Raw genomic sequence first — 17,678 nt, forward strand, 5'->3', positions numbered from 1 at the left:
CCGGCGGGACCGCGCTCAACTCCGGTAGGCAGGCTCCTGCTCGTCGAGGATCGCCTTCAGTTCGGAAAGGTGGCGCTCGGCCTGGCCGGGATAGTCTTCCTGTTCCCTTGCCGCTTTCTCCGCGATCTCATCCGACAGTACCCGCAGCGGCTGGCCGGTCCACAGCGCCTTGATATAGGTTTCGGCGGCGCGCTCGAAATAGAACATGCGGTTGAAGCTGTCGGCGACGCTGTCGCCGATGACCAGCACGCCATGGTTGCCCATCACCATCACCTTGACCTTCGGGTCGACAAGAAGCTGGGAGCAGCGCTCGCCCTCTTCCTCGAAGGCCAGCCCGCCATAATGAGCGTCGACGACATGGCGGTTGAAGAAGATTGCCGAGTTCTGGTCGACCGGCGGCAGCGTCGAGTCGGCGAGCGAGGCAAGCACGGTGGCGTGGATCGAGTGGACATGCATGACGCAGCGCGCATGACGCACGTTGCGATGAATGGCACCATGCAGGCCCCACGCCGTCGGATCGGGCGCATTCGGGCCGACCAGCGTGTCGGGATCATTGGCGTCGATCAGAAGCAGATCGCTCGCCTTGATGCGCGAGAAATGCACCTGGTTGGGGTTCATCAGGAATTGCGAACCATTGTCGTTGACGGCCAGTGAGAAATGGTTGGCCACCGCCTCGTGCATGTTAAGCCGCGCCGTCCAGCGGAAGGCGCAAGCGAGGTCGACGCGCTCCTCATAGAACGGCAGGTTGGTCAGCACTTCCTTCTGCAGGCGCGTGATGCTCATCGTAAACCTCCGTGAAAGAAGCAAGGATGCCGCGCGGCTGGAACACGCGCAACCGGTTTCGTTTGGTACAGGCGAGCGCCGTTATGCCGCCGTGCTGGTGGCCGCGCCGACCCGAAGCCCGCCATGCTCGACGATGAAATCGATCACCTGCTGCAGGCCCTTGCCGCGCGACAGGTCGGTGAAGCCGAACGGCCGCTTGCCGCGCATGCGGGCAGCATCGCTCTCCATGATTTCGAGATTGACGTTCACGTAGGGAGCGAGATCACTCTTGTTGATGACCAGGAAGTCGGACCGGGTGATCGCCGGGCCGCCCTTCCTCGGGATTTCCTCGCCCTGACAGACCGAGATGACATAGAGCGTCAGGTCGGCAAGGTCCGGAGAAAACGTGGCAGCGAGGTTGTCGCCGCCCGATTCGATGAAGACGACATCGAGATCCGGGAATTTCTTGGTCATCTCGGCGATCGCTTGCAGATTGATAGAGGCGTCCTCGCGGATGGCGGTGTGCGGGCAGCCGCCGGTTTCAACACCCATGATGCGATCCTCGGGCAGCGCCTGAAGCCGGGCCAGCATCATGGCATCTTCCTTGGTGTAGATGTCGTTGGTGACGACGGCGATCGAGAACTCGTCGCGCAGCGCCTTGCAAAGCTTTTCGGTGAGCGTCGTCTTGCCGGAGCCGACCGGGCCGCCGATGCCGATGCGAAGAGGACCGTTGGCTTGTGTCATCTAGGGAACTCCGTGATGGCAAGAATGGCGAAGCCGAGCCCGATCAACAGACAGAGCGGCGAATAGTAGCTGACATCAAGCCGCGCGAAAGGCTGTTCGGGCGCCAGCCGGCGCCACCAAGGCGTGAAGCCGGCAATGCCGCGCGCCAGGAAGACCAGTGCGATGAGCAGCGCTGTGGCGGCAAGCCCTGCCTTGGGAAAGGGCGTAGCAAACACACCTTCGAGCGCCATGGGCCACAGTGTCGCCAGGCCCAGGCATGCGGCAATGGCGAAGCTGGCGAAGGGTGCCGGCATCTCGTCGACGCCGCGAAAGCCGATGACCGCGCGAGCGCAGGAGGCGGCGTCCCTGCCCGGCCAGATGCCGCCAATGCCCCAATAAACATGCAGCGTGGTGATCAGCAGCAGGACCAGCGAGAGCGCGAAGGCGAGAATGATCATGAGCTCAGACCCGAGGCAAACAGGTAGCTTCCGCCAACTTTGAAATTCCAGCCACCATTGTCCTCGCTATGGTCAGGCCTGAACCGCAGTGTTGCGCCACCAGCAAAACGAATTTCTGCTTGTTGCCGAAATCCACGCAACTGTGTCCCGACGACTATGGTCCCGATCATCAATTCGATTTCCTTGGCGATCCGACGTGGATTGTCTGACGAGCGCAGACTATAGCCGTTGGGACCACGCAACTCCCATGCAGCGGAGGCCAAAAAGAGATCGCGCTTGGCAATCCTGGAATAACCAGTGCGACGTTTGCCGCTCCTGCGCTTTGCGTAGCGACGCGGCTCAGTTGCACCAAACCCGAGGTTGATCGTCGATCCGATCGAATGCCCGACCACACAGACCGACAACTGGCGAACGCCATTGAGTGCCTCGACAAGGTGAAGCCTGTTCGCGCTGAGGCTCATGAGCGGAACAGCCGCGAATATTGCGTCTCGTGCTTCATCGCCATGATGTCCGAGACGAACGCGCAGCCGCCGAGATCGTCAAGCGTCGAGCCGGAAGCGCGAGCGGCAGTTTCCAACGCCAGTGGCTCGAAGCCGGCGAGCAGCGCCGTCGCTCCGGTCTGGCCGATGACGCCGAGCCGGATCGCGGCCTGGACGAGATTGGAGAAGAAGGCCTGCAGAAAGGCCGCCAGGGCGTCCCGCAGCGCAATGCCGTGATCGCCGGCAACGGCGCCGACGGCAACGCAATAGGCACATTCGGCCGGCAGGCGATCCAGAACCTGGCACGGCCAGGCGAAGGCCGCCTTCAGGAAAGCAGCGCCCTGCAGCATGGTCTCGGCATGGCGCTCGCGCGAGCCTGCCAGAGCTTCGGCAAGGGCGACGATTTCATCGAGATCGCCGGTTTCGCGCGCCCTGCGCCAGCTTTCGGCAAACAGCACCGCATCATTCCAGCCCGAACCCATCTCGACCAGCGTTTCCAGCCACGCGGCGAGCTCTTTGCTGTCGGCAACCAGCCCGGCATGCACGGCTTGCTCGAGACCATGGCTGTAGGAAAAGCCGCCGACCGGGAAGGAAGGCGACAGCCACGCCATCAGCCGCAACAAAGCAATATTGGAAGGCTGGGCAACCTTGGAAGGCTGGTCAGTCATGGTCATGGTCATGCGAATGGCTGTGGGAATGCGATTCGCTATGGGTATGGGAATGCGCTTCGGCGTGGCTGTGCGCATGCGCCTCGGCATGAGCGTGGCCGTGGCCGCCATGCCCGGAATAGGCGCCGCGCACCGGCTTGAACGGCTCGGAGACGTCGCTCACCGTGGCGCCCAATCCCTCCAGCATCGCCTTGATGACATGGTCGCGCAGAATGAGGATGCGCCCAGCTTCGATGGCGGCTGCGAGATGGCGGTTGCCGATGTGCCAGGCAAGCTCTGCCAGATGGACAGGGTCGCTGGCCCTGATATCGTAAAGCGGCTCTTCGGCCGCGATGATCTCGATGTGGCGGCCATCCTCCAGCACCAGCCGGTCACCATGGTTCAAGCTCACCGGTTCGGGCAGGTCGACCAGCACCTTGTCGTTACGCACCGTTTCGATGGCGCGGCGGCGCAGATGCCGCTCGTCATGGGCAAGCACCGCACTGTCGTATGGCGTGGTGGTTCCGGCTTCGCCTGCGGCCAGGACGGAGACGGCGCGCGGGAATTTGGTGAAGTCGGTGCGAATATCGAGCTTCATGTAAAAACTGCCTCTCCCAAAAAGCCTAGCCTATCGCGTCCGCCGCCCCAATGGGGCTCAGACGATCGTGTCGAAGAGCCGCAGGATGAACGATATCTGATAGACGAGCGCGCCGGCGACAAAGGCGATGTGAAAGCGGCGGTCGCGCAGCAGGATCGCAATGACGCAAAGCGCGACGAAAACCGGCGTGCGGATCAGATATTCGACACCAAAATGGGCGAAATGCTCCGGCCCTTTCAGCAGCGTATCGATTACGTCGAGCAGATAGGTCGCCGCCAGCAGGCCGAAGAACCAGGCCCGGCGCGAATAAAAGAAATCCTCATAGCTGGTGTAGTCCAGCATCGAATCCGGAAACAGCAGCGCGCAGAGCAGGAACAGCGTGACGGCGTAGAAGATGATGAACAGGTATTTGCCGAAGGTCCAATTCTCGATCTGGAACAGGCCGAACTCCCACCACCAGAAATGCACCAGCATTAAAAGCACCGACGCAACCCAGGCGAGGTGCACGGGATAGAGCCGGTATTGGCCGGGATGCTGGACGATGCGGGCGACCCCCGACAGCAGGCGGGTGACGCCGAGGCCGATCACCATGCCCAGGACGATGCGGATATGCGGGAAAATGTCGTGGGCGTAGGGGAGTTGCGGGTCCATAGGCCTGGCGCGGCATGTTCTACATCGGTCGTTCTAACGCCTGTGGTTCAGAACAGGAAGTAGCGTTGCGCCATCGGCAGCACGGTAGCCGGCTCGCACGTCAGGAGTTCCCCGTCGGCGCGGACCTCATAGGTTTCGGGGTCGACCTCGACATGCGGCGTGGCGTCATTGAGCACCATCGAATGCTTGCCGATGCCGCCGCGGGTGTTTTCGACCGCGACCATCTGCTTGTCGACGCCGAGCCTGCCGCGCAGGCCGGCGTCGAGCGCGGCCTTCGAAACGAAGGTCACCGACGAATTGGTCATCGCCTTGCCGTAGGCCCCGAACATCGGCCGGTAATGCATCGGCTGCGGCGTCGGGATCGAGGCGTTGGGATCGCCCATCGGGGCGGCGGCGATCATGCCGCCGATCAGCACCATGTCCGGCTTGACGCCGAAAAAGGCCGGATTCCACAGCACGAGATCGGCGCGTTTTCCCACCGCCACCGAGCCGATGTCCTTCGACAGGCCATGCGCGATGGCCGGATTGATGGTGTATTTGGCGATGTAGCGGCGGACGCGGAAATTGTCGTTGTCGCCGGTCTCCTGCGGCAGCGAACCGCGCTGGCGCTTCATCTTGTCGGCGGTCTGCCAGCAGCGGATCGCCACTTCGCCGACACGGCCCATGGCCTGGCTGTCCGACGAGATGATCGAGAAGGCGCCGATGTCGTGCAGAATGTCTTCGGCGGCGATGGTTTCCTTGCGGATGCGGCTCTCGGCAAAGGCGATGTCTTCGGGGATCGACGGCGACAGATGGTGACAGACCATCAGCATGTCGAGGTGTTCGGCCAGCGTGTTGACCGTGTAGGGGCGGGTCGGATTGGTCGAGGACGGAATGACGTTGGGCAGGCCGCAGACCTTGATGATATCAGGTGCGTGGCCGCCGCCGGCGCCTTCGGTGTGGAAGGCATGGATGGTGCGGCCCTTGATCGCCGCGACCGTGTTTTCGACGAAGCCGGACTCGTTCAGCGTGTCGGTGTGGATCATCACCTGCACGTCGTAATCGTCGGCGACCGACAGGCAGCAGTCGATTGCAGCCGGTGTCGTGCCCCAGTCCTCATGCAGCTTCAGCGAGCAGGCGCCGGCGAGCACCATCTCCTCGAGCGCGGCAGGCAGCGACGCGTTGCCCTTACCCGACAGGCCGATATTCATCGGGAAGGCGTCGAAAGACTGGATCATGCGCGCCAGATGCCACGGCCCCGGCGTGCAGGTGGTCGCCAGCGTGCCGTGCGCCGGGCCGGTGCCGCCGCCGAGCATGGTGGTGATGCCCGACATAAGCGCTTCCTCGATCTGCTGCGGGCAGATGAAGTGGATATGCGCGTCGAAGCCGCCGGCGGTCAGGATCTTGCCCTCGCCGGCGATGATCTCGGTGCCGGGACCGATGATGATGGTGACGCCGCCTTGGGTATCCGGATTGCCGGCCTTGCCGATCGCGGCGATACGGCCGTCCCTGAGGCCGATATCTGCCTTGACGATACCGGCGGTGGCATCGACGACCAACGCATTGGTGATGACGGTGTCGACCGCGCCTTGCGCGCGCGACACCTGGCTCTGGCCCATGCCGTCGCGGATGACCTTGCCGCCGCCGAACTTCACCTCCTCGCCGTGAAGAGTGAGATCCCTTTCGACCTCGATGAACAGCTCGGTGTCGGCGAGCCGGACCTTGTCGCCGACGGTCGGGCCGTACATCTGCGCATAGGCGGCGCGGGTGATTTTAGCCATCAGCAATTGCTCCCGAAATACAGCCCGAAAATACCGCTTGTCGAAGCCGGGCCCCACATTGCCGCCATCCTATGGTCACGCAATGACCCGCTGAGCGACACTTTCCGATCCCATTTAGCGTTTGAGGTGGCCGGGCCACCCCAAAACGACCATTTGCCAATCGATGGAAAGGAACATCCATGCGCAAAACGACACTTCTGGCAGCCGCCGCCACGCTGGTGCTCGCAACCGCCGCCAGCGCCCAGCAACAGCCTGCGCAGCAGCCCAGTCCGGCGCCGGCTGCGCCTGCTCCTGCCGCGCCCGGGGCGCAGCCGCAGGCGCCCACCATCCAGGCGATCAACGTCGTCGATATCAAGGATCTGCCCGCGGCCACTCAAGCCAAGGTCAACGAGGTGATCGCCAAGCGCAGCGATGCCGACCTGCAGAAACTGCGCGGCTCGATCGACGCGACACCGCAGGTAAAATCCGCGCTCGAAGCCAAGGGGCTCACCTCGGCGCAGGTGATCGCCGCCAGCATGAGCACCAATGGCGCGCTGACGCTGATCACCAAGAAAGCGAGCTGACGAGACGAGGCGGCGGGCCGGCGCCCGGCCAGCCCGCCGCATCGCAAAGGGAACCTTCACGGGGGACGTTACGTTTCGGTCCTGTCGCCCTGACACGAGCCTCGAAAAGGACCCTGAGAACGAGCGATGGCGATCACCACCTTCTCCGACACCAGATGGCTGCATGGGATTGCCGCGACCGCGTTTCTGGCAGCCAGCATTCCGCACGCCGCGCTGAACGCGCAGAGCCTCGACAGCGCCGAGACCGTCAACCGGATCGTCGGCTCGGAGGTCGGCCAGGAAGAGGCCCAGACAAATGCGGAAGCCGGCAAGGTCAGTTCGGCGATCGACCGCACGCGTGAAAACATCGCCGCCGTGCGCAAGACATCCAAGCTCGACAAGGTCGATATCGTGTTTCTTACCGATGCCGCGCGCACCGAAGGCGGCCCGCCGCCGGCGATCGAAAACAAGGTCAGGCAACATCGGGACGACATCGCCGAGCTGCGCAAGGAGATCGAGGCGAACGCATTGCTGTTCAACGCCATCGATTCGCGGCGAGTGCAAACCGAGGACGTTCTGGCGGTGGAATTCGACGATCCGGGAAAGGTCGTCATCTATGCGGCGGCCAAGCCGCCCGGCTGAGCCGAAACTGCTCGACGCCTTCGATCTCACAGCGCGCCCATGATCTTCTGCTGAAATCCGTAGACCTCGCGCTTGCCGCCGAACGGCACCAGGGTAACGTCGCGCTCTTGGCCGGGCTCGAAGCGCATGGCGGTGCCGGCAGCGATGTCGAGGCGCATGCCGCGGGCCTTGTCGCGATCGAATCTCAGTCCCTCATTGGTCTCGAAGAAATGATAATGGCTGCCTACCTGGATCGGCCGGTCGCCGCCGTTGGCTACCTTCAAGGTGACCGTCGCCAGACCCTTGTTCAGTTCGATCTCGCCGCTTGCCGTGATGATTTCGCCGGGGATCATCGCGGCCTCACACGACGCCGAAAGCGAGGCCGGCGCCAATCACGGCACAAGCGGCGCCAGCGGCGCGGGCAAGCCTGCGGAAGCGCCAGCCGAGGCCGAGACCGGCCGCGATGCCGACGGCGTGGAGCAGTGCCGTGGCAACGGCAAAGCCCGCCATATAGCCGAGTCCGCCGACATTCTCAGGCACCTCGGTGCCATGGGCATAGCCGTGGAACAGCGCGAACAGGCCGGTGACGGCGACGCCGGCCGAGACAGGAAGATCGACGGCGAGCGCAACCAGCAGCCCGAGTGCCACGACGGACGCCAGTATCGCCGGCTCGACGAAAGGCATCGGCACATGCAGCATGCCGAGCACGCCGCCGGCCAGCATGACGCTTACGAAGGCCAGCGGCCATGCCCAGATCGCTTTGTCGCCCCTGAGCGCGGCCCATAGGCCGACGGCAATCATCACCGTCATGTGATCGAGGCCGGAGAGCGGGTGGGAGAAGCCGGCGGTGAAGGACCAAACCGTGCCGGCGCCGACATGGGCATAGGCTGGCATTGCTGCCGCCAGCAGCAGGACCGCCGACAGCGTTGAGCGTTTCATCGTGGCGGGGATCATCGGCGTAGCTTCCATCTTCGAGTACCTCTCACGCCGCCTTGCGGGCCGGAGCGCAGCCCTCTGCCTTGAGGACGCGCCTGGTGGAGGCCGGATATTTCGTCAGCAGCGCTGCCGGACGGATCGGGCGGGCCGAGAAGTTGCCGCCGCAATTCGGACAGGCGCCGCCGAGCACGTTTTGTGCGCAGTCGGCGCAAAAGGTGCATTCGAAGGTGCAGATCACCGCATCCGTCGCATCGGGCGGCAGATCCTTGTCGCAGCACTCGCAGTTGGGACGCAGCTCAAGCATTTTCCTCTCCTTGGCGGTGTTATCTGATCGGCTCGTGCACGGTCACCAGCTTGGTGCCGTCTGGAAACGTCGCCTCGACCTGCACATCGTGGATCATTTCCGCAATGCCTTCCATCACCTGGGCCCGGGTGACGACATGGGCGCCGGCCTCCATCAGCTCGGCGACCGCGCGGCCGTCGCGGGCACCCTCGACGACGAAATCGGTGATCAGCGCGATCACTTCCGGATGATTGAGCTTGACGCCGCGTTCGAGCCGCTTGCGGGCCACGATCGCCGCCATGGCGATCAGCAGCTTGTCTTTCTCCCTCGGCGTCAGATTCATGCTTTTTCCTGCGGTGGCACAATCGAAATCAGAGTGACCATAATTTGGGCAGGCCCGCCCGTCCGTTGAGCAATTCGACAAGCGGCACCAGCCGCTTGCGGAGCTGGTAGCCGTCCTCAGCGAAGAGCCTCGCAAGAAGCTTGCCAGATTTCCGCACGCTCCAGAAACTGACGCCGCCCTGGCCGCCAACTATGCCCCGGGCCGGCTCGAGCAAAGCCTCTGCCCGTGGCGACAGCATCAGCAGCGTCGCCACGGCGACGGCACCGCCGGCCGCTGCGGGACGGTTCAAGGTGGCCGCAATGTCCGGCCCGATGCGGAACTCCTCTGCATGGACCAGCGCCCCGTCCTGGCGGACGCGCCAGCGGTCGTGGAAATGGCCTTGCGAAGCCCGTTCACCCATGGCCAGGCGGCCGAAGACGGTAGCCTCCAGGATCAGCGCCTCGGCTCCGGTGGCAAGCTCCACGTCAAGGCTGCGGGCAAAGGCCGAGCGGTCGAAGACGATGGTTTCCTGTGGCAGCCAGGCAATGTGGCCGTTTTCCCCGACAGTCAGTTGCACCCGCACTTCGGCGCGGTCGGATGCGGCGCGATAGATTTTCTCGCAGGCCTGCGTTGTTATGGTTGCGGAGGCGCCGGCACCGACATCGACCTCCCAGGCGAGACGGTCGCCACCGGTCAGCCCACCGGCGGTGTTGATCAGGACGGCTTCCAGCGGATCGGCCGAGACCGCCGGCATGCGGATCTTGGCCGAACCGTCCTGGTACAGACGCCGAAGACGCGTGCGGCCTCCGTTCCAGTCGCAGCCAAGCCGCGCGACGCCGGCAACACGCTGGGCCGGCGGCACTGAAGTCAAGCTATATGCGATCGTATCCACGACACCAACGTTAAGCACTGCGGCGGCTTTGTCGATATATAGCTTGTTGCTTGACAGCGTTTCGGTTTCTATAGAGGGAGCCACCTTGGTACGGTCACCGGCGCCTGGCGGGGGTAAAAGGCGACGATGACGACGTAATCGAGGACAAAAGGGGCGCTGATCAGTTGGCGTCGGGAAACGACAGAGTTGGGGAAGAAACCGAATGGCTGACCAGCTGGCAAACGATATCATCGCCAAGATCAAGGCTCATGCCGAGCCGGGCGGCGAGGAAATCACCACCAGTACCGAACTGACCGCCCTTGGCATCCATTCGCTGGAACTGACGGAGATCATCTTCGATCTCGAGGAAGAGTATGGCATCGAAATCGAGATGAACACTGTCGATGCCTGGAGCAATCTGAAGAATGTCGGCGACATGGTCGAGGCGGTTCGCGCGCTGATCGCGAAAAAAGCCTGACTGAATGCACAAGCGCGTCGTCATCACGGGCATCGGCGGATTATGCGGGCTCGGCACCAATGCATCGGCAATCTGGAATGAAATGCGCGCCGGCCGTTCGGCAATCGGCGCGATCGACAATCCGCTGCTGCATGATCTGAAGGTCAAGGTCGGCTGCGAAATCAAGGCGCTTCCCGAGCACGGCATCGACCGCAAGCAGGTCGTGTCGATGGACCGCTTCAGCCTTCTGGCGACGATCGCCGCGCGGGAGGCGGCACAGCAGGCGGGATTGAACCCGCACGCGGCCAACACCTACCGGATGGGCACCATCGTCGGCGTCGGCGTCTGCGGCTGGGAGGCAATCGAAGAGAACTATCGCGCCATCCTGCTCGAAGGCAAGAACCGCGCCGGCATCTTCACCGTCCCGAAAGTAATGCCGGGCGCAGCAGCCGGCCATGTCAGCATGAATCTTGGTCTGCGCGGGCCGGTGTTCGGCATCACCTCTGCCTGCTCGTCATCCAACCACGCCATTGCCTCGGCGGTCGATCAGATCAGGCTCGGCCGGGCCGACGTCATGGTCGCCGGCGGCACCGATGCGCCGCTGGTCTGGGGCATCCTCAAGGGCTGGGAGGCCCTGCGGGTACTGTCGCCGGACACCTGCCGGCCGTTTTCGGCCGACCGCCAGGGGCTCGTGCTCGGCGAAGGCGCCGGCATGGTGGTGCTGGAAACATATGAGCATGCCATGGCGCGCGGTGCCGCCATCCTTGCCGAAATCGCCGGCGTCGGCCTTTCCGCCGACGCCTCCGATATCGTCGCGCCAACCATCGAAGGGCCTGAGGCGGCGATGCGCTTCTGCCTCGTCGATGCCGGGCTCAATCCCGAGGACGTCGACTATCTCAACGCGCATGGCACCGGCACCAAGGCCAACGATCAGATCGAGACGGCGGCGATCAAACGCGTGTTCGGCGGCAATGCCTACAAGCTTTCGGTGTCCTCGACCAAATCGATGCACGCCCACTGCCTCGGCGCCTCCGGCGCGCTGGAAATGATCGCCTGCGTGATGGCGATCCGCGAAGGCATCGTGCCGCCGACCGCCAATTATCGGGAAGCCGACGCCGACTGCGATCTCGACATCACGCCGAACGTGGCGCGCGAACGCACTGTGCGCACCGCGATCAGCAACAGCTTCGCCTTCGGCGGCACCAATGCGGTGCTGGCGGTCAAGGCCGTGTGACCGCACCCCTTGCGGGTCCTTCACCGGGGCCGGCGCAACTTTCCATGCGCATATTGATCGCGCCAGGCGTCGCGCCTAACTCTCTGCGACCCGCCATGACCGTGCCGCTCGGCGCGGTCCCTACCAGGAGTTTCGATGACCGATCTGTCCGCGTTTCCGATTGCTAGGCGCTGGCCGGCGAGCCACCCCGACCGCATCCAGCTTTATTCGTTTCCGACGCCGAACGGGGTGAAGATATCGATCGCGCTGGAGGAACTTGGCCTCCCTTACGAGCCGCATGCCGTCGATATCGGCAAGAACGAGAGCTGGACCCCGGAATTCCTGTCTTTGAACCCGAACGGCAAGATACCGGCGATGATCGATCCGGACGGCCCGGGCGGCAAGCCGATCGGCTTGTTCGAATCCGGCGCCATCCTGCTTTACCTCAGCGACAAGACCGGCAAGCTGGTCCCGGCAGACGCGACGCTGCGTTATGAGACGATCCAGTGGGTGTTCTTCCAGATGGCTTCGATCGGGCCGATGTTCGGCCAAGTCGGATTCTTCCACAAATTCGCCGGGCGCGAAATCGCCGACAAGCGCCCGCTGGAACGTTATCGCGACGAGTCGCGACGACTGATCGGCGTCCTCGAAACGAGGCTCAAGGGCCGCAGCTGGATCATGGGCGACGATTACACCATCGCCGATATTTCGATGCTTGGGTGGGTGCGCAATCTGATCGGCTTCTACGAGGCGCGGGAACTCGTCGGTTTCGACGATTTCCCCAGCGTGGGCGCATGGCTGGAGCGTGGCCTCGCCCGGCCGGCGGTGCAGAGGGGCCTCACCATTCCGGCCAGAAGCTGATCTTACGTCGATTCCGCTCGGCTATTTTGCCTTGGTCCGGGGTTTTGAGCCGCCCTTGCCGACTACGGAAGCAGCAAGCGACGCCGCACCTTTGGCGGTGGCAAGCACGGCACCGGCGGCGACATTGGCCGTTGCTTTAACAGTGCGCATTGCGCTGCCTGCGATCGATCCTCTGCTGCTTGCCGATCTTTTGGGCTTGGGTGCAGCGGCTTTGGCCGCGGCAGGCACCACCTTCTTCGGCGCTGCCTTGCCAAAGCTGGGCTTTGCCGCATCCTTGGAGCGGGCCGCCGCTGCCGGGCCGGCGCTGGTTTTCGCTCGAGTTGCTTTTGATCGTGTTGCCCTGCCCTTGGCGGGCGCAGGCTTTCTTGCCATGGTTTCCATCGAACGGTTCCCTCATGGGCACAATTGCCGTGTCCGGGATAACGGCCTGAAACTGTCAAGGTTCCGGCCGGGCGGTTCCTTGCAAGTCAGGCCAGGTCGCCGACCACCAGGTCGGCGGGCCGCCGACGGGCAAGCACGCGGTCGATGTTCGGCATATCGTTAGAGGCGATCCAGGCGCGCGCGTCCTCGTCGGAGCGGCCGTGCTCGTGCCATCGCGCCAGCAGTCGGCGCTCGAGCTCGGCGCGCGGCACATCGACGAAGATCGAGAAGTCGAACAGCGGCGCCAGCCGCGTCCAGGGTTCCTCGTCGAGCAGGAGATAATTGCCTTCGACCAGAATGAATTTGGTGTCGGCGGCGACAATCGCAGCGGCGGCGCGCGACAGCTCCATGCTGCGGTCGAAGACCGGGATGGCGATATCCGGCTCGCCGGCGCGGATGCGCTTCAGCAGCGCTTCGAAGCCGGCAAAATCAAAGGTTTCCGGAGCACCTTTTCGCGCGCGAAGGCCGCGTCGATCGAGAACGACGTCATCGTAATGGAAGCCATCCATCGGCACGACTTCCGCCGTGCCTTCCGGCAGCAGGTCGTGCAAGCCTGTCGACAATGTCGACTTGCCGGCGCCGGGCGGACCGGCAATGGCAACGATGAAGCGCGGCGCCTTGCCGGCGCGCTTGAAAATGGCAGCAGCGATATGGGCGATTTCTGACATTGGCCCCCTTACGGTGGTTCTGGCGCATTTTGGCGGCAGTTTTCGAAAATTTCAAACGCCGGATTGTGCCAAGCCTTCAATCGGGCCCGGATTGACCGATCCGCAGGAAATCGCTGTCGAAGGCGATGTCGCGCACGGCACCGTCAGCCGCCAGGATGCGCATGCGGCCCGGCGAGGTCGTGACGTCGTGCGGCGGCTCGCGGGATGGCCATGGCAGCGCGCCGATGACATGGCGGAACGAAAAGCGGCGCCCTTCGGAAAGGGCAAAGGCGGTCGCCACGCCTTCGCGCTTCAGCCAGTTGTCGCCGAGCGATGCGGCGTGGCCGACGGCCGTGCGGCCGTCCTCGATGCCGAGCACGCCGCGGTGGCGGCCACTCCATGGCGCATAATCGCGCCCGCCGTTGCTGACCCACAGCATGGTGACCGGCAGTTCGGCCGGGTTCTTCAGCACCAGCACGAGATCGGCTTCCGCCTGGCGCGCCAGCGCGGTCCAGCCCGGCCCGCCATGATCGGCCTCGACCAGCGTCACGAAGTCCTCACGCAGCTGGTCCATGCGATAGGTGGTCAGGTCAATCGTGCCGCCGTTGGCGGCGGGAAAGCGCGTCAGGTCGGCGGTTCGCGCCGGGTAGGCGAGCAACGAGCGGCCGCGGGCCGGATCGGGCTCCGGCGCCTCACTCGGCGTTGCGGCAAGGCGCTTGGGCGAGAAGGCCAGCCTGCCGCCGGCCGTCATCACCGTCATCGGGTGGTGGGCGACGGGAATGGCGCCGGCGCCGCCGGAAAAGACGTGTTCCTGATAGAGAAAGGGATGATCGTCGCGCAAGGTCAGGATCTTGTCGACGGTTGCGCCCATGACCGGGCGCTGCAGGCGGAAGACGGCGCGCCAGCCGTCGGCCGTTGCCGCGCTGTCGACGACGTCCCAGCGACTATTTGCCGGCCAGCCATGCAAAGGTGCCGCTTCGACGTCGCTGATCGAGAACGGCGCGCAGAGGAAATCGCCGGACAGGTGGACCGTCCCTTCAGGCAGGTCTTTCGGCAGCATCTCGCGCGGCTCGCCGACCCAGGGTGCGCGATGCAGCGGCTTCAGCCGGCGGCCATCGATATCGACCGTCATGTCGGCGAGATGGCCGACGGCAAGATCGACCGATACCGAAATGCCCGTCGCCGTGATCGTGACCGTATCCATGTGCACCTACCGATTCTGCCAGCCCGATTCTGGCGGCCCGATTCTGCCGGCGCCAGCAAAGCCCACTCGCCGCCGGTTGCGCAAGCGCGGTGGCCGGGAATTCACATTAGGCGGCTCGGCACAGCCGGCACATGGGCCTGTGGACAGGGCACCGATCCAGGCCCGACCGATATTAACCAAATGGACTGTGCCTTTGCGTTAAGATAGCTTCGCCTCGTCTCAGAAACTGCCTGCCTTCGGAACTGACTTGTCCGCCTTCCGGTTCTTTTCGTCCATCCACAAATGCGTCGCTGTGCTGGCGCTGCTGCTGTTTGCTGCCGGCTGCACGACTGTCACGCCGCCCGACAGCGTGCTGGCGGTACCGGCGCCGCCGCAGAAATATGCCGCCATGGTCATCGATGCCGGCACCGGCAAGACGCTGTTCGAGGTCAATTCGACGGCGCCGCGTTATCCGGCGTCACTGACCAAGATGATGACGCTCTACCTTCTGTTCGAGGCGCTGGATTCTGGCCGCATCAGCAAGGAGACACAAATTCCGGTGTCGGACAACGCCGCCCGGCAGCCGCCGACCAAGCTGCGGTTCAGGCGCGGCGAGACCATCGACGTCGATTCGGCGATTCGCGCCATCGTCGTCAAATCGGCCAATGACGTGGCGGTCGCAATTGCCGAATATCTCGGCGGCAGCGAAGAGGGGTTCGCCGGCATGATGACCGCCAAGGCGCGCCAGATCGGCATGAGCAGCACCGTGTTCCGCAACGCCTCGGGCCTGCCGGACGGCGACCAGCACACCAGCGCGCGCGACATGGCGGTGCTCGGCATGGCGCTGCACGCCCGCTTCCCGCAGCATTTCCACTATTTCTCCGAAAGCGACTTCATGTTCCGCGGCAGGCTGGTGCGCGGCCACAACGACATGCTCGGCCGGGTGCGCGGGGTCGACGGCATCAAGACCGGCTACATCAGGGCTTCGGGCTTCAATATCGTCACCTCCTATAATGCGGACGGGCACAGGCTGATCATCGTGGTGATGGGCGCCGACAGCGCGCGCCAGCGCAACGACCACGTCGAGGCGCTGATCCAGCGCAGCCTGTTGCCGACCTCCGAGGCAAAGACGCGGCTGCTGTATGCCGAGGAGCAGTGACAGTTGAAGTCCGAGTGTTGACCGCGTGCGGGTTCAGGCGACAAACGCAGAGCCGCCGTTTTGCGCGACACTGCTGAGATACTTTGCCGGCGGCTTGCCAAGCGCTTTCTTGAACATGGTGATGAAGGCGGTGACCGATTCGTAACCGAGATCGGCCGAAATCTGCTGCACGCTGGCGCCGGAGGCCAGTTCGCGCATTGCGACGATCAGGTGCAGTTGCTGGCGCCAGCGCCCGAAGGTCAGCCCTGTCTCTTTCACCACGAGACGTGCGAGACTGCTCTCGCTGAGCGCGGCGCGACTGGCCCATTCCGCCAGGGTGCTGCGATCGGCAGGATCTTGCGCCAACGCCGCGGCGATGCGCCTCAAGCGCGGCTCGGACGAGATCGGCAAATGTAGCTGCTGGACAGGCATGCGCGGCAGTTCGGTGAGCAGAGCCCTGGTCAGGAGCTCGCCCCTGGCGTCATCGTCCTCAACGCGATCCGTCAGCTCGATGATGAGCTCGCGCAGCAACGGCGTGATCGAAAGCGTGCAGCACCGGTCCGGCAGGTCGGTAGCTCCCGGTTCGATATAGACGAAGAAGATCCGGGCGTTGGCGGTCGCGATATTGCTGTGCTGCATGCCACCCGGAATCCACACCGCGCAATGCGGCGGCACCATCCACAGGCCGCTGGGGACGCGACATGTGACGCCGCCGCCCAGCGCGAAGACAAGTTGCCCCTTGCGGTGGTGGTGGTCCGGCACCTCCGCCCTGGTCTCGGGAACGTCAACGCGCACGGCGATTGCCGGGGCGAGGACGTCATCCGGATCGAAAGGCCAGGGGTAGCGGAGAGGCTGTCTCATGTTGACTGATTTTAGCGATCGACTGCCAAGATATCTAAATTACTCAAACAGGAAAGTCGATAGTTTAGGGATGAGTAACTCAGAAGCCGACAGGCGGGCTTCCATTTAGTCATGCCCTGCTTGCGTTCTGAACGTCGGACCAACAAGCCCGGCGCACGAAAACAGGCTGGCGTCCGCCATGCAGCAAGAAGGGACGATACCAATGCTCGCCTTGGTCACATCTTCCGACAGCGCCACCGGGTTGCGGCTCGCCGAGTTTGGTGAGCCCGAGCCCGCCCCGCATGAGGCGCTGGTCTCGGTCCGGGCAGTCTCGCTGAACCGCGGCGAACTGCGCCTGCTCAACATCCGTCCGAACGGCTGGGTGCCTGGCCAGGACGTCGCCGGAATTGTCGAGCGCGCCGCGGCCGACGGCTCCGGGCCGGCCGTCGGCGCCCGGGTTGCGGCTCTGGTCGACGAGGCCGGGTGGGCCGAACGGGTCGCCGTTCCGACCGACCACCTCGCCGTCCTGCCGGACGACGTCAGCTTCGTCTCCGCCGCCACTGTTCCGGTCGCGGGCACGACCGCGCTGCGGACCCTGCGCCTCGGCGGCGACCTGGCCGGCCAGCGGGTCCTGATTACCGGCGCAAGCGGCGCCGTCGGCCGTTTCCAGATCCAGATCGCCCGCCAGCAGGGCGCGTCGGTGGCGGCGGTCGCCGCCCCCCGGCATGCCGACGATCTCCGCGGCCTCGGAGCCGAGCGGGTCGTCGAAACGATCGAGCTGGCCGAAGGACTGTTCTCGCTGATCACCGAATCGGTGGGCGGCGATAGCCTCGCCCACGCGATCGAACGGATCGCGCCCGGCGGGACCGTCGTCATGTTCGGCTCTAGCAGCGGCGAACTCACGCCCATCGGCTTCCGCCAGTTCGTTCCGGGGCACGAAGGCGCGCGGCTGCAGACCTTCGCCTACTACGCTTCCGGTCCGGAGGTTGGCGCCGACATCGCCTCGCTGCTCGCGCTGATCGCAGCCGGCCGGCTCGAAACGCGCGTGGTCCTGACCGTGCCGTGGCGGGACGTCGGCCTAGCCCTCGACGCGCTGCGGCAGCGCAGCATCAGCGGCAAGGCGGTGCTTACCGTGACCGAATGAGCAGGCGGTGGCGCCGGACGGGACGGTGTCTGTCTCCCCCGGGCTGCAACGGCAACTTGAGCCCGCTGGCGATTGCCCGTTGAAGCCGGCGCCTGCTTCCGCTAAGAAGCCGTGGCTGGCCG

The 17,678-nt window shown here is 64.4% G+C and carries 25 protein-coding genes; 7 read left to right on the top strand and 18 right to left on the bottom strand.

What is annotated here, in order from left to right; all coding sequences use genetic code 11:
• Positions 1-15 precede the first annotated feature (15 nt).
• The 8 genes from NKJ55_RS08395 to ureC form a co-directional block, all read right to left on the bottom strand.
• Positions 16-783 (bottom strand): class II aldolase and adducin N-terminal domain-containing protein, encoded by a 768-nt coding sequence (locus NKJ55_RS08395; RefSeq protein WP_352449481.1) that lies wholly within the window; start codon positions 781-783, stop codon positions 16-18.
• A gap of 81 nt (positions 784-864) precedes the next feature.
• Entirely contained in the window at positions 865-1,506 is a 642-nt protein-coding gene (gene ureG, locus NKJ55_RS08400; RefSeq protein ID WP_352449482.1) for an urease accessory protein UreG, read from the bottom strand.
• Positions 1,503-1,943, bottom strand: a complete 441-nt coding sequence (locus tag NKJ55_RS08405) for a DUF3995 domain-containing protein (protein ID WP_352449483.1) — start codon at positions 1,941-1,943, stop codon at positions 1,503-1,505. Before NKJ55_RS08405 ends, ureG begins: the two co-directional genes overlap by 4 nt.
• Positions 1,940-2,404: a hypothetical protein gene (locus NKJ55_RS08410; protein WP_352449484.1), complete on the bottom strand. Its 465-nt coding sequence runs from the start codon at positions 2,402-2,404 to the stop codon at positions 1,940-1,942. Before NKJ55_RS08410 ends, NKJ55_RS08405 begins: the two co-directional genes overlap by 4 nt.
• Complete coding sequence (locus NKJ55_RS08415) at positions 2,401-3,090, bottom strand: urease accessory protein UreF (protein ID WP_352449485.1); 690 nt, start codon at positions 3,088-3,090, stop codon at positions 2,401-2,403. Before NKJ55_RS08415 ends, NKJ55_RS08410 begins: the two co-directional genes overlap by 4 nt.
• Positions 3,083-3,667: an urease accessory protein UreE gene (gene ureE, locus NKJ55_RS08420; protein ID WP_352449486.1), complete on the bottom strand. Its 585-nt coding sequence runs from the start codon at positions 3,665-3,667 to the stop codon at positions 3,083-3,085. Before ureE ends, NKJ55_RS08415 begins: the two co-directional genes overlap by 8 nt.
• Positions 3,668-3,724: 57 nt before the next feature.
• Positions 3,725-4,318: a hypothetical protein gene (locus tag NKJ55_RS08425; RefSeq protein ID WP_023677004.1), complete on the bottom strand. Its 594-nt coding sequence runs from the start codon at positions 4,316-4,318 to the stop codon at positions 3,725-3,727.
• Positions 4,319-4,365: 47 nt separating this feature from the next.
• Complete coding sequence (ureC, locus tag NKJ55_RS08430; protein ID WP_502900674.1) at positions 4,366-6,078, bottom strand: urease subunit alpha; 1,713 nt, start codon at positions 6,076-6,078, stop codon at positions 4,366-4,368.
• A 179-nt stretch (positions 6,079-6,257) separates the two neighbouring features.
• Between ureC and NKJ55_RS08435 the strand changes: the two genes are divergently transcribed.
• Together NKJ55_RS08435 and NKJ55_RS08440 are read left to right on the top strand one after the other, a co-directional pair.
• Positions 6,258-6,641 carry a hypothetical protein gene (locus tag NKJ55_RS08435; RefSeq protein ID WP_352449487.1) on the top strand — a complete coding sequence of 128 codons (384 nt, stop codon included), beginning with the start codon at positions 6,258-6,260 and terminating at the stop codon, positions 6,639-6,641.
• A 126-nt stretch (positions 6,642-6,767) separates the two neighbouring features.
• Positions 6,768-7,262, top strand: coding sequence for a hypothetical protein (locus tag NKJ55_RS08440; protein ID WP_352449488.1), 495 nt, complete (start codon positions 6,768-6,770; stop codon positions 7,260-7,262).
• A gap of 26 nt (positions 7,263-7,288) precedes the next feature.
• Here NKJ55_RS08440 and NKJ55_RS08445 read toward each other — a convergent pair whose 3' ends face one another.
• From NKJ55_RS08445 to NKJ55_RS08465, 5 genes are read right to left on the bottom strand one after another with little or no spacing between them, the layout of a single operon-like run.
• Positions 7,289-7,594: an urease subunit beta gene (locus NKJ55_RS08445; RefSeq protein ID WP_352449489.1), complete on the bottom strand. Its 306-nt coding sequence runs from the start codon at positions 7,592-7,594 to the stop codon at positions 7,289-7,291.
• A gap of 7 nt (positions 7,595-7,601) precedes the next feature.
• Positions 7,602-8,195 carry a HupE/UreJ family protein gene (locus NKJ55_RS08450; RefSeq protein ID WP_352449490.1) on the bottom strand — a complete coding sequence of 198 codons (594 nt, stop codon included), beginning with the start codon at positions 8,193-8,195 and terminating at the stop codon, positions 7,602-7,604.
• 28 nt (positions 8,196-8,223) lie between these two features.
• Positions 8,224-8,481, bottom strand: coding sequence for a DUF1272 domain-containing protein (locus NKJ55_RS08455; protein ID WP_352449491.1), 258 nt, complete (start codon positions 8,479-8,481; stop codon positions 8,224-8,226).
• Positions 8,482-8,500: 19 nt separating this feature from the next.
• Complete coding sequence (locus tag NKJ55_RS08460) at positions 8,501-8,803, bottom strand: urease subunit gamma (protein ID WP_352449492.1); 303 nt, start codon at positions 8,801-8,803, stop codon at positions 8,501-8,503.
• Positions 8,804-8,831: 28 nt separating this feature from the next.
• Positions 8,832-9,674, bottom strand: coding sequence for an urease accessory protein UreD (locus tag NKJ55_RS08465; RefSeq protein WP_352449493.1), 843 nt, complete (start codon positions 9,672-9,674; stop codon positions 8,832-8,834).
• 202 nt (positions 9,675-9,876) lie between these two features.
• Between NKJ55_RS08465 and NKJ55_RS08470 the strand changes: the two genes are divergently transcribed.
• From NKJ55_RS08470 to NKJ55_RS08480, 3 genes are all read left to right on the top strand, one after another.
• A complete protein-coding gene (locus NKJ55_RS08470; protein WP_023677013.1) occupies positions 9,877-10,131 on the top strand; it encodes an acyl carrier protein in 255 nt (84 codons plus the stop codon).
• A gap of 4 nt (positions 10,132-10,135) precedes the next feature.
• A complete protein-coding gene (locus NKJ55_RS08475) occupies positions 10,136-11,344 on the top strand; it encodes a beta-ketoacyl-[acyl-carrier-protein] synthase family protein (RefSeq protein ID WP_352449494.1) in 1,209 nt (402 codons plus the stop codon).
• Between the two features lie 135 nt (positions 11,345-11,479).
• Positions 11,480-12,184 carry a glutathione S-transferase family protein gene (locus NKJ55_RS08480; RefSeq protein ID WP_023677015.1) on the top strand — a complete coding sequence of 235 codons (705 nt, stop codon included), beginning with the start codon at positions 11,480-11,482 and terminating at the stop codon, positions 12,182-12,184.
• Between the two features lie 21 nt (positions 12,185-12,205).
• Here NKJ55_RS08480 and NKJ55_RS08485 read toward each other — a convergent pair whose 3' ends face one another.
• The 4 genes from NKJ55_RS08485 to NKJ55_RS08500 all read right to left on the bottom strand — a co-directional run bounded on the left by NKJ55_RS08485 (position 12,206) and on the right by NKJ55_RS08500 (position 14,455).
• On the bottom strand, positions 12,206-12,334 hold the full coding sequence (locus NKJ55_RS08485) for a hypothetical protein (protein WP_302893450.1): 129 nt from the start codon (positions 12,332-12,334) through the stop codon (positions 12,206-12,208).
• Positions 12,321-12,581, bottom strand: coding sequence for a hypothetical protein (locus tag NKJ55_RS08490; RefSeq protein WP_352449495.1), 261 nt, complete (start codon positions 12,579-12,581; stop codon positions 12,321-12,323). The genes NKJ55_RS08485 and NKJ55_RS08490 overlap by 14 nt, the downstream gene beginning before the upstream one ends.
• A 70-nt stretch (positions 12,582-12,651) precedes the next feature.
• Positions 12,652-13,272: a nucleoside triphosphate hydrolase gene (locus NKJ55_RS08495; RefSeq protein WP_352449496.1), complete on the bottom strand. Its 621-nt coding sequence runs from the start codon at positions 13,270-13,272 to the stop codon at positions 12,652-12,654.
• Positions 13,273-13,348: 76 nt separating this feature from the next.
• Entirely contained in the window at positions 13,349-14,455 is a 1,107-nt protein-coding gene (locus tag NKJ55_RS08500; protein ID WP_352449497.1) for a hypothetical protein, read from the bottom strand.
• 247 nt (positions 14,456-14,702) lie between these two features.
• Between NKJ55_RS08500 and NKJ55_RS08505 the strand changes: the two genes are divergently transcribed.
• Positions 14,703-15,593 (top strand): D-alanyl-D-alanine carboxypeptidase family protein, encoded by an 891-nt coding sequence (locus tag NKJ55_RS08505; RefSeq protein ID WP_352449498.1) that lies wholly within the window; start codon positions 14,703-14,705, stop codon positions 15,591-15,593.
• Between the two features lie 33 nt (positions 15,594-15,626).
• Here NKJ55_RS08505 and NKJ55_RS08510 read toward each other — a convergent pair whose 3' ends face one another.
• Entirely contained in the window at positions 15,627-16,433 is an 807-nt protein-coding gene (locus tag NKJ55_RS08510; RefSeq protein WP_352449499.1) for an AraC family transcriptional regulator, read from the bottom strand.
• A 202-nt stretch (positions 16,434-16,635) separates the two neighbouring features.
• Here NKJ55_RS08510 and NKJ55_RS08515 point away from each other — a divergent pair, with 202 nt between their 5' ends.
• Entirely contained in the window at positions 16,636-17,556 is a 921-nt protein-coding gene (locus NKJ55_RS08515) for a zinc-binding dehydrogenase (protein WP_352449500.1), read from the top strand.
• The last annotated feature ends 122 nt before the right edge of the window (positions 17,557-17,678 follow it).

It is taken from the genome of Mesorhizobium sp. M0106 (assembly GCF_040322715.1).
Classification (GTDB): domain Bacteria; phylum Pseudomonadota; class Alphaproteobacteria; order Rhizobiales; family Rhizobiaceae; genus Mesorhizobium.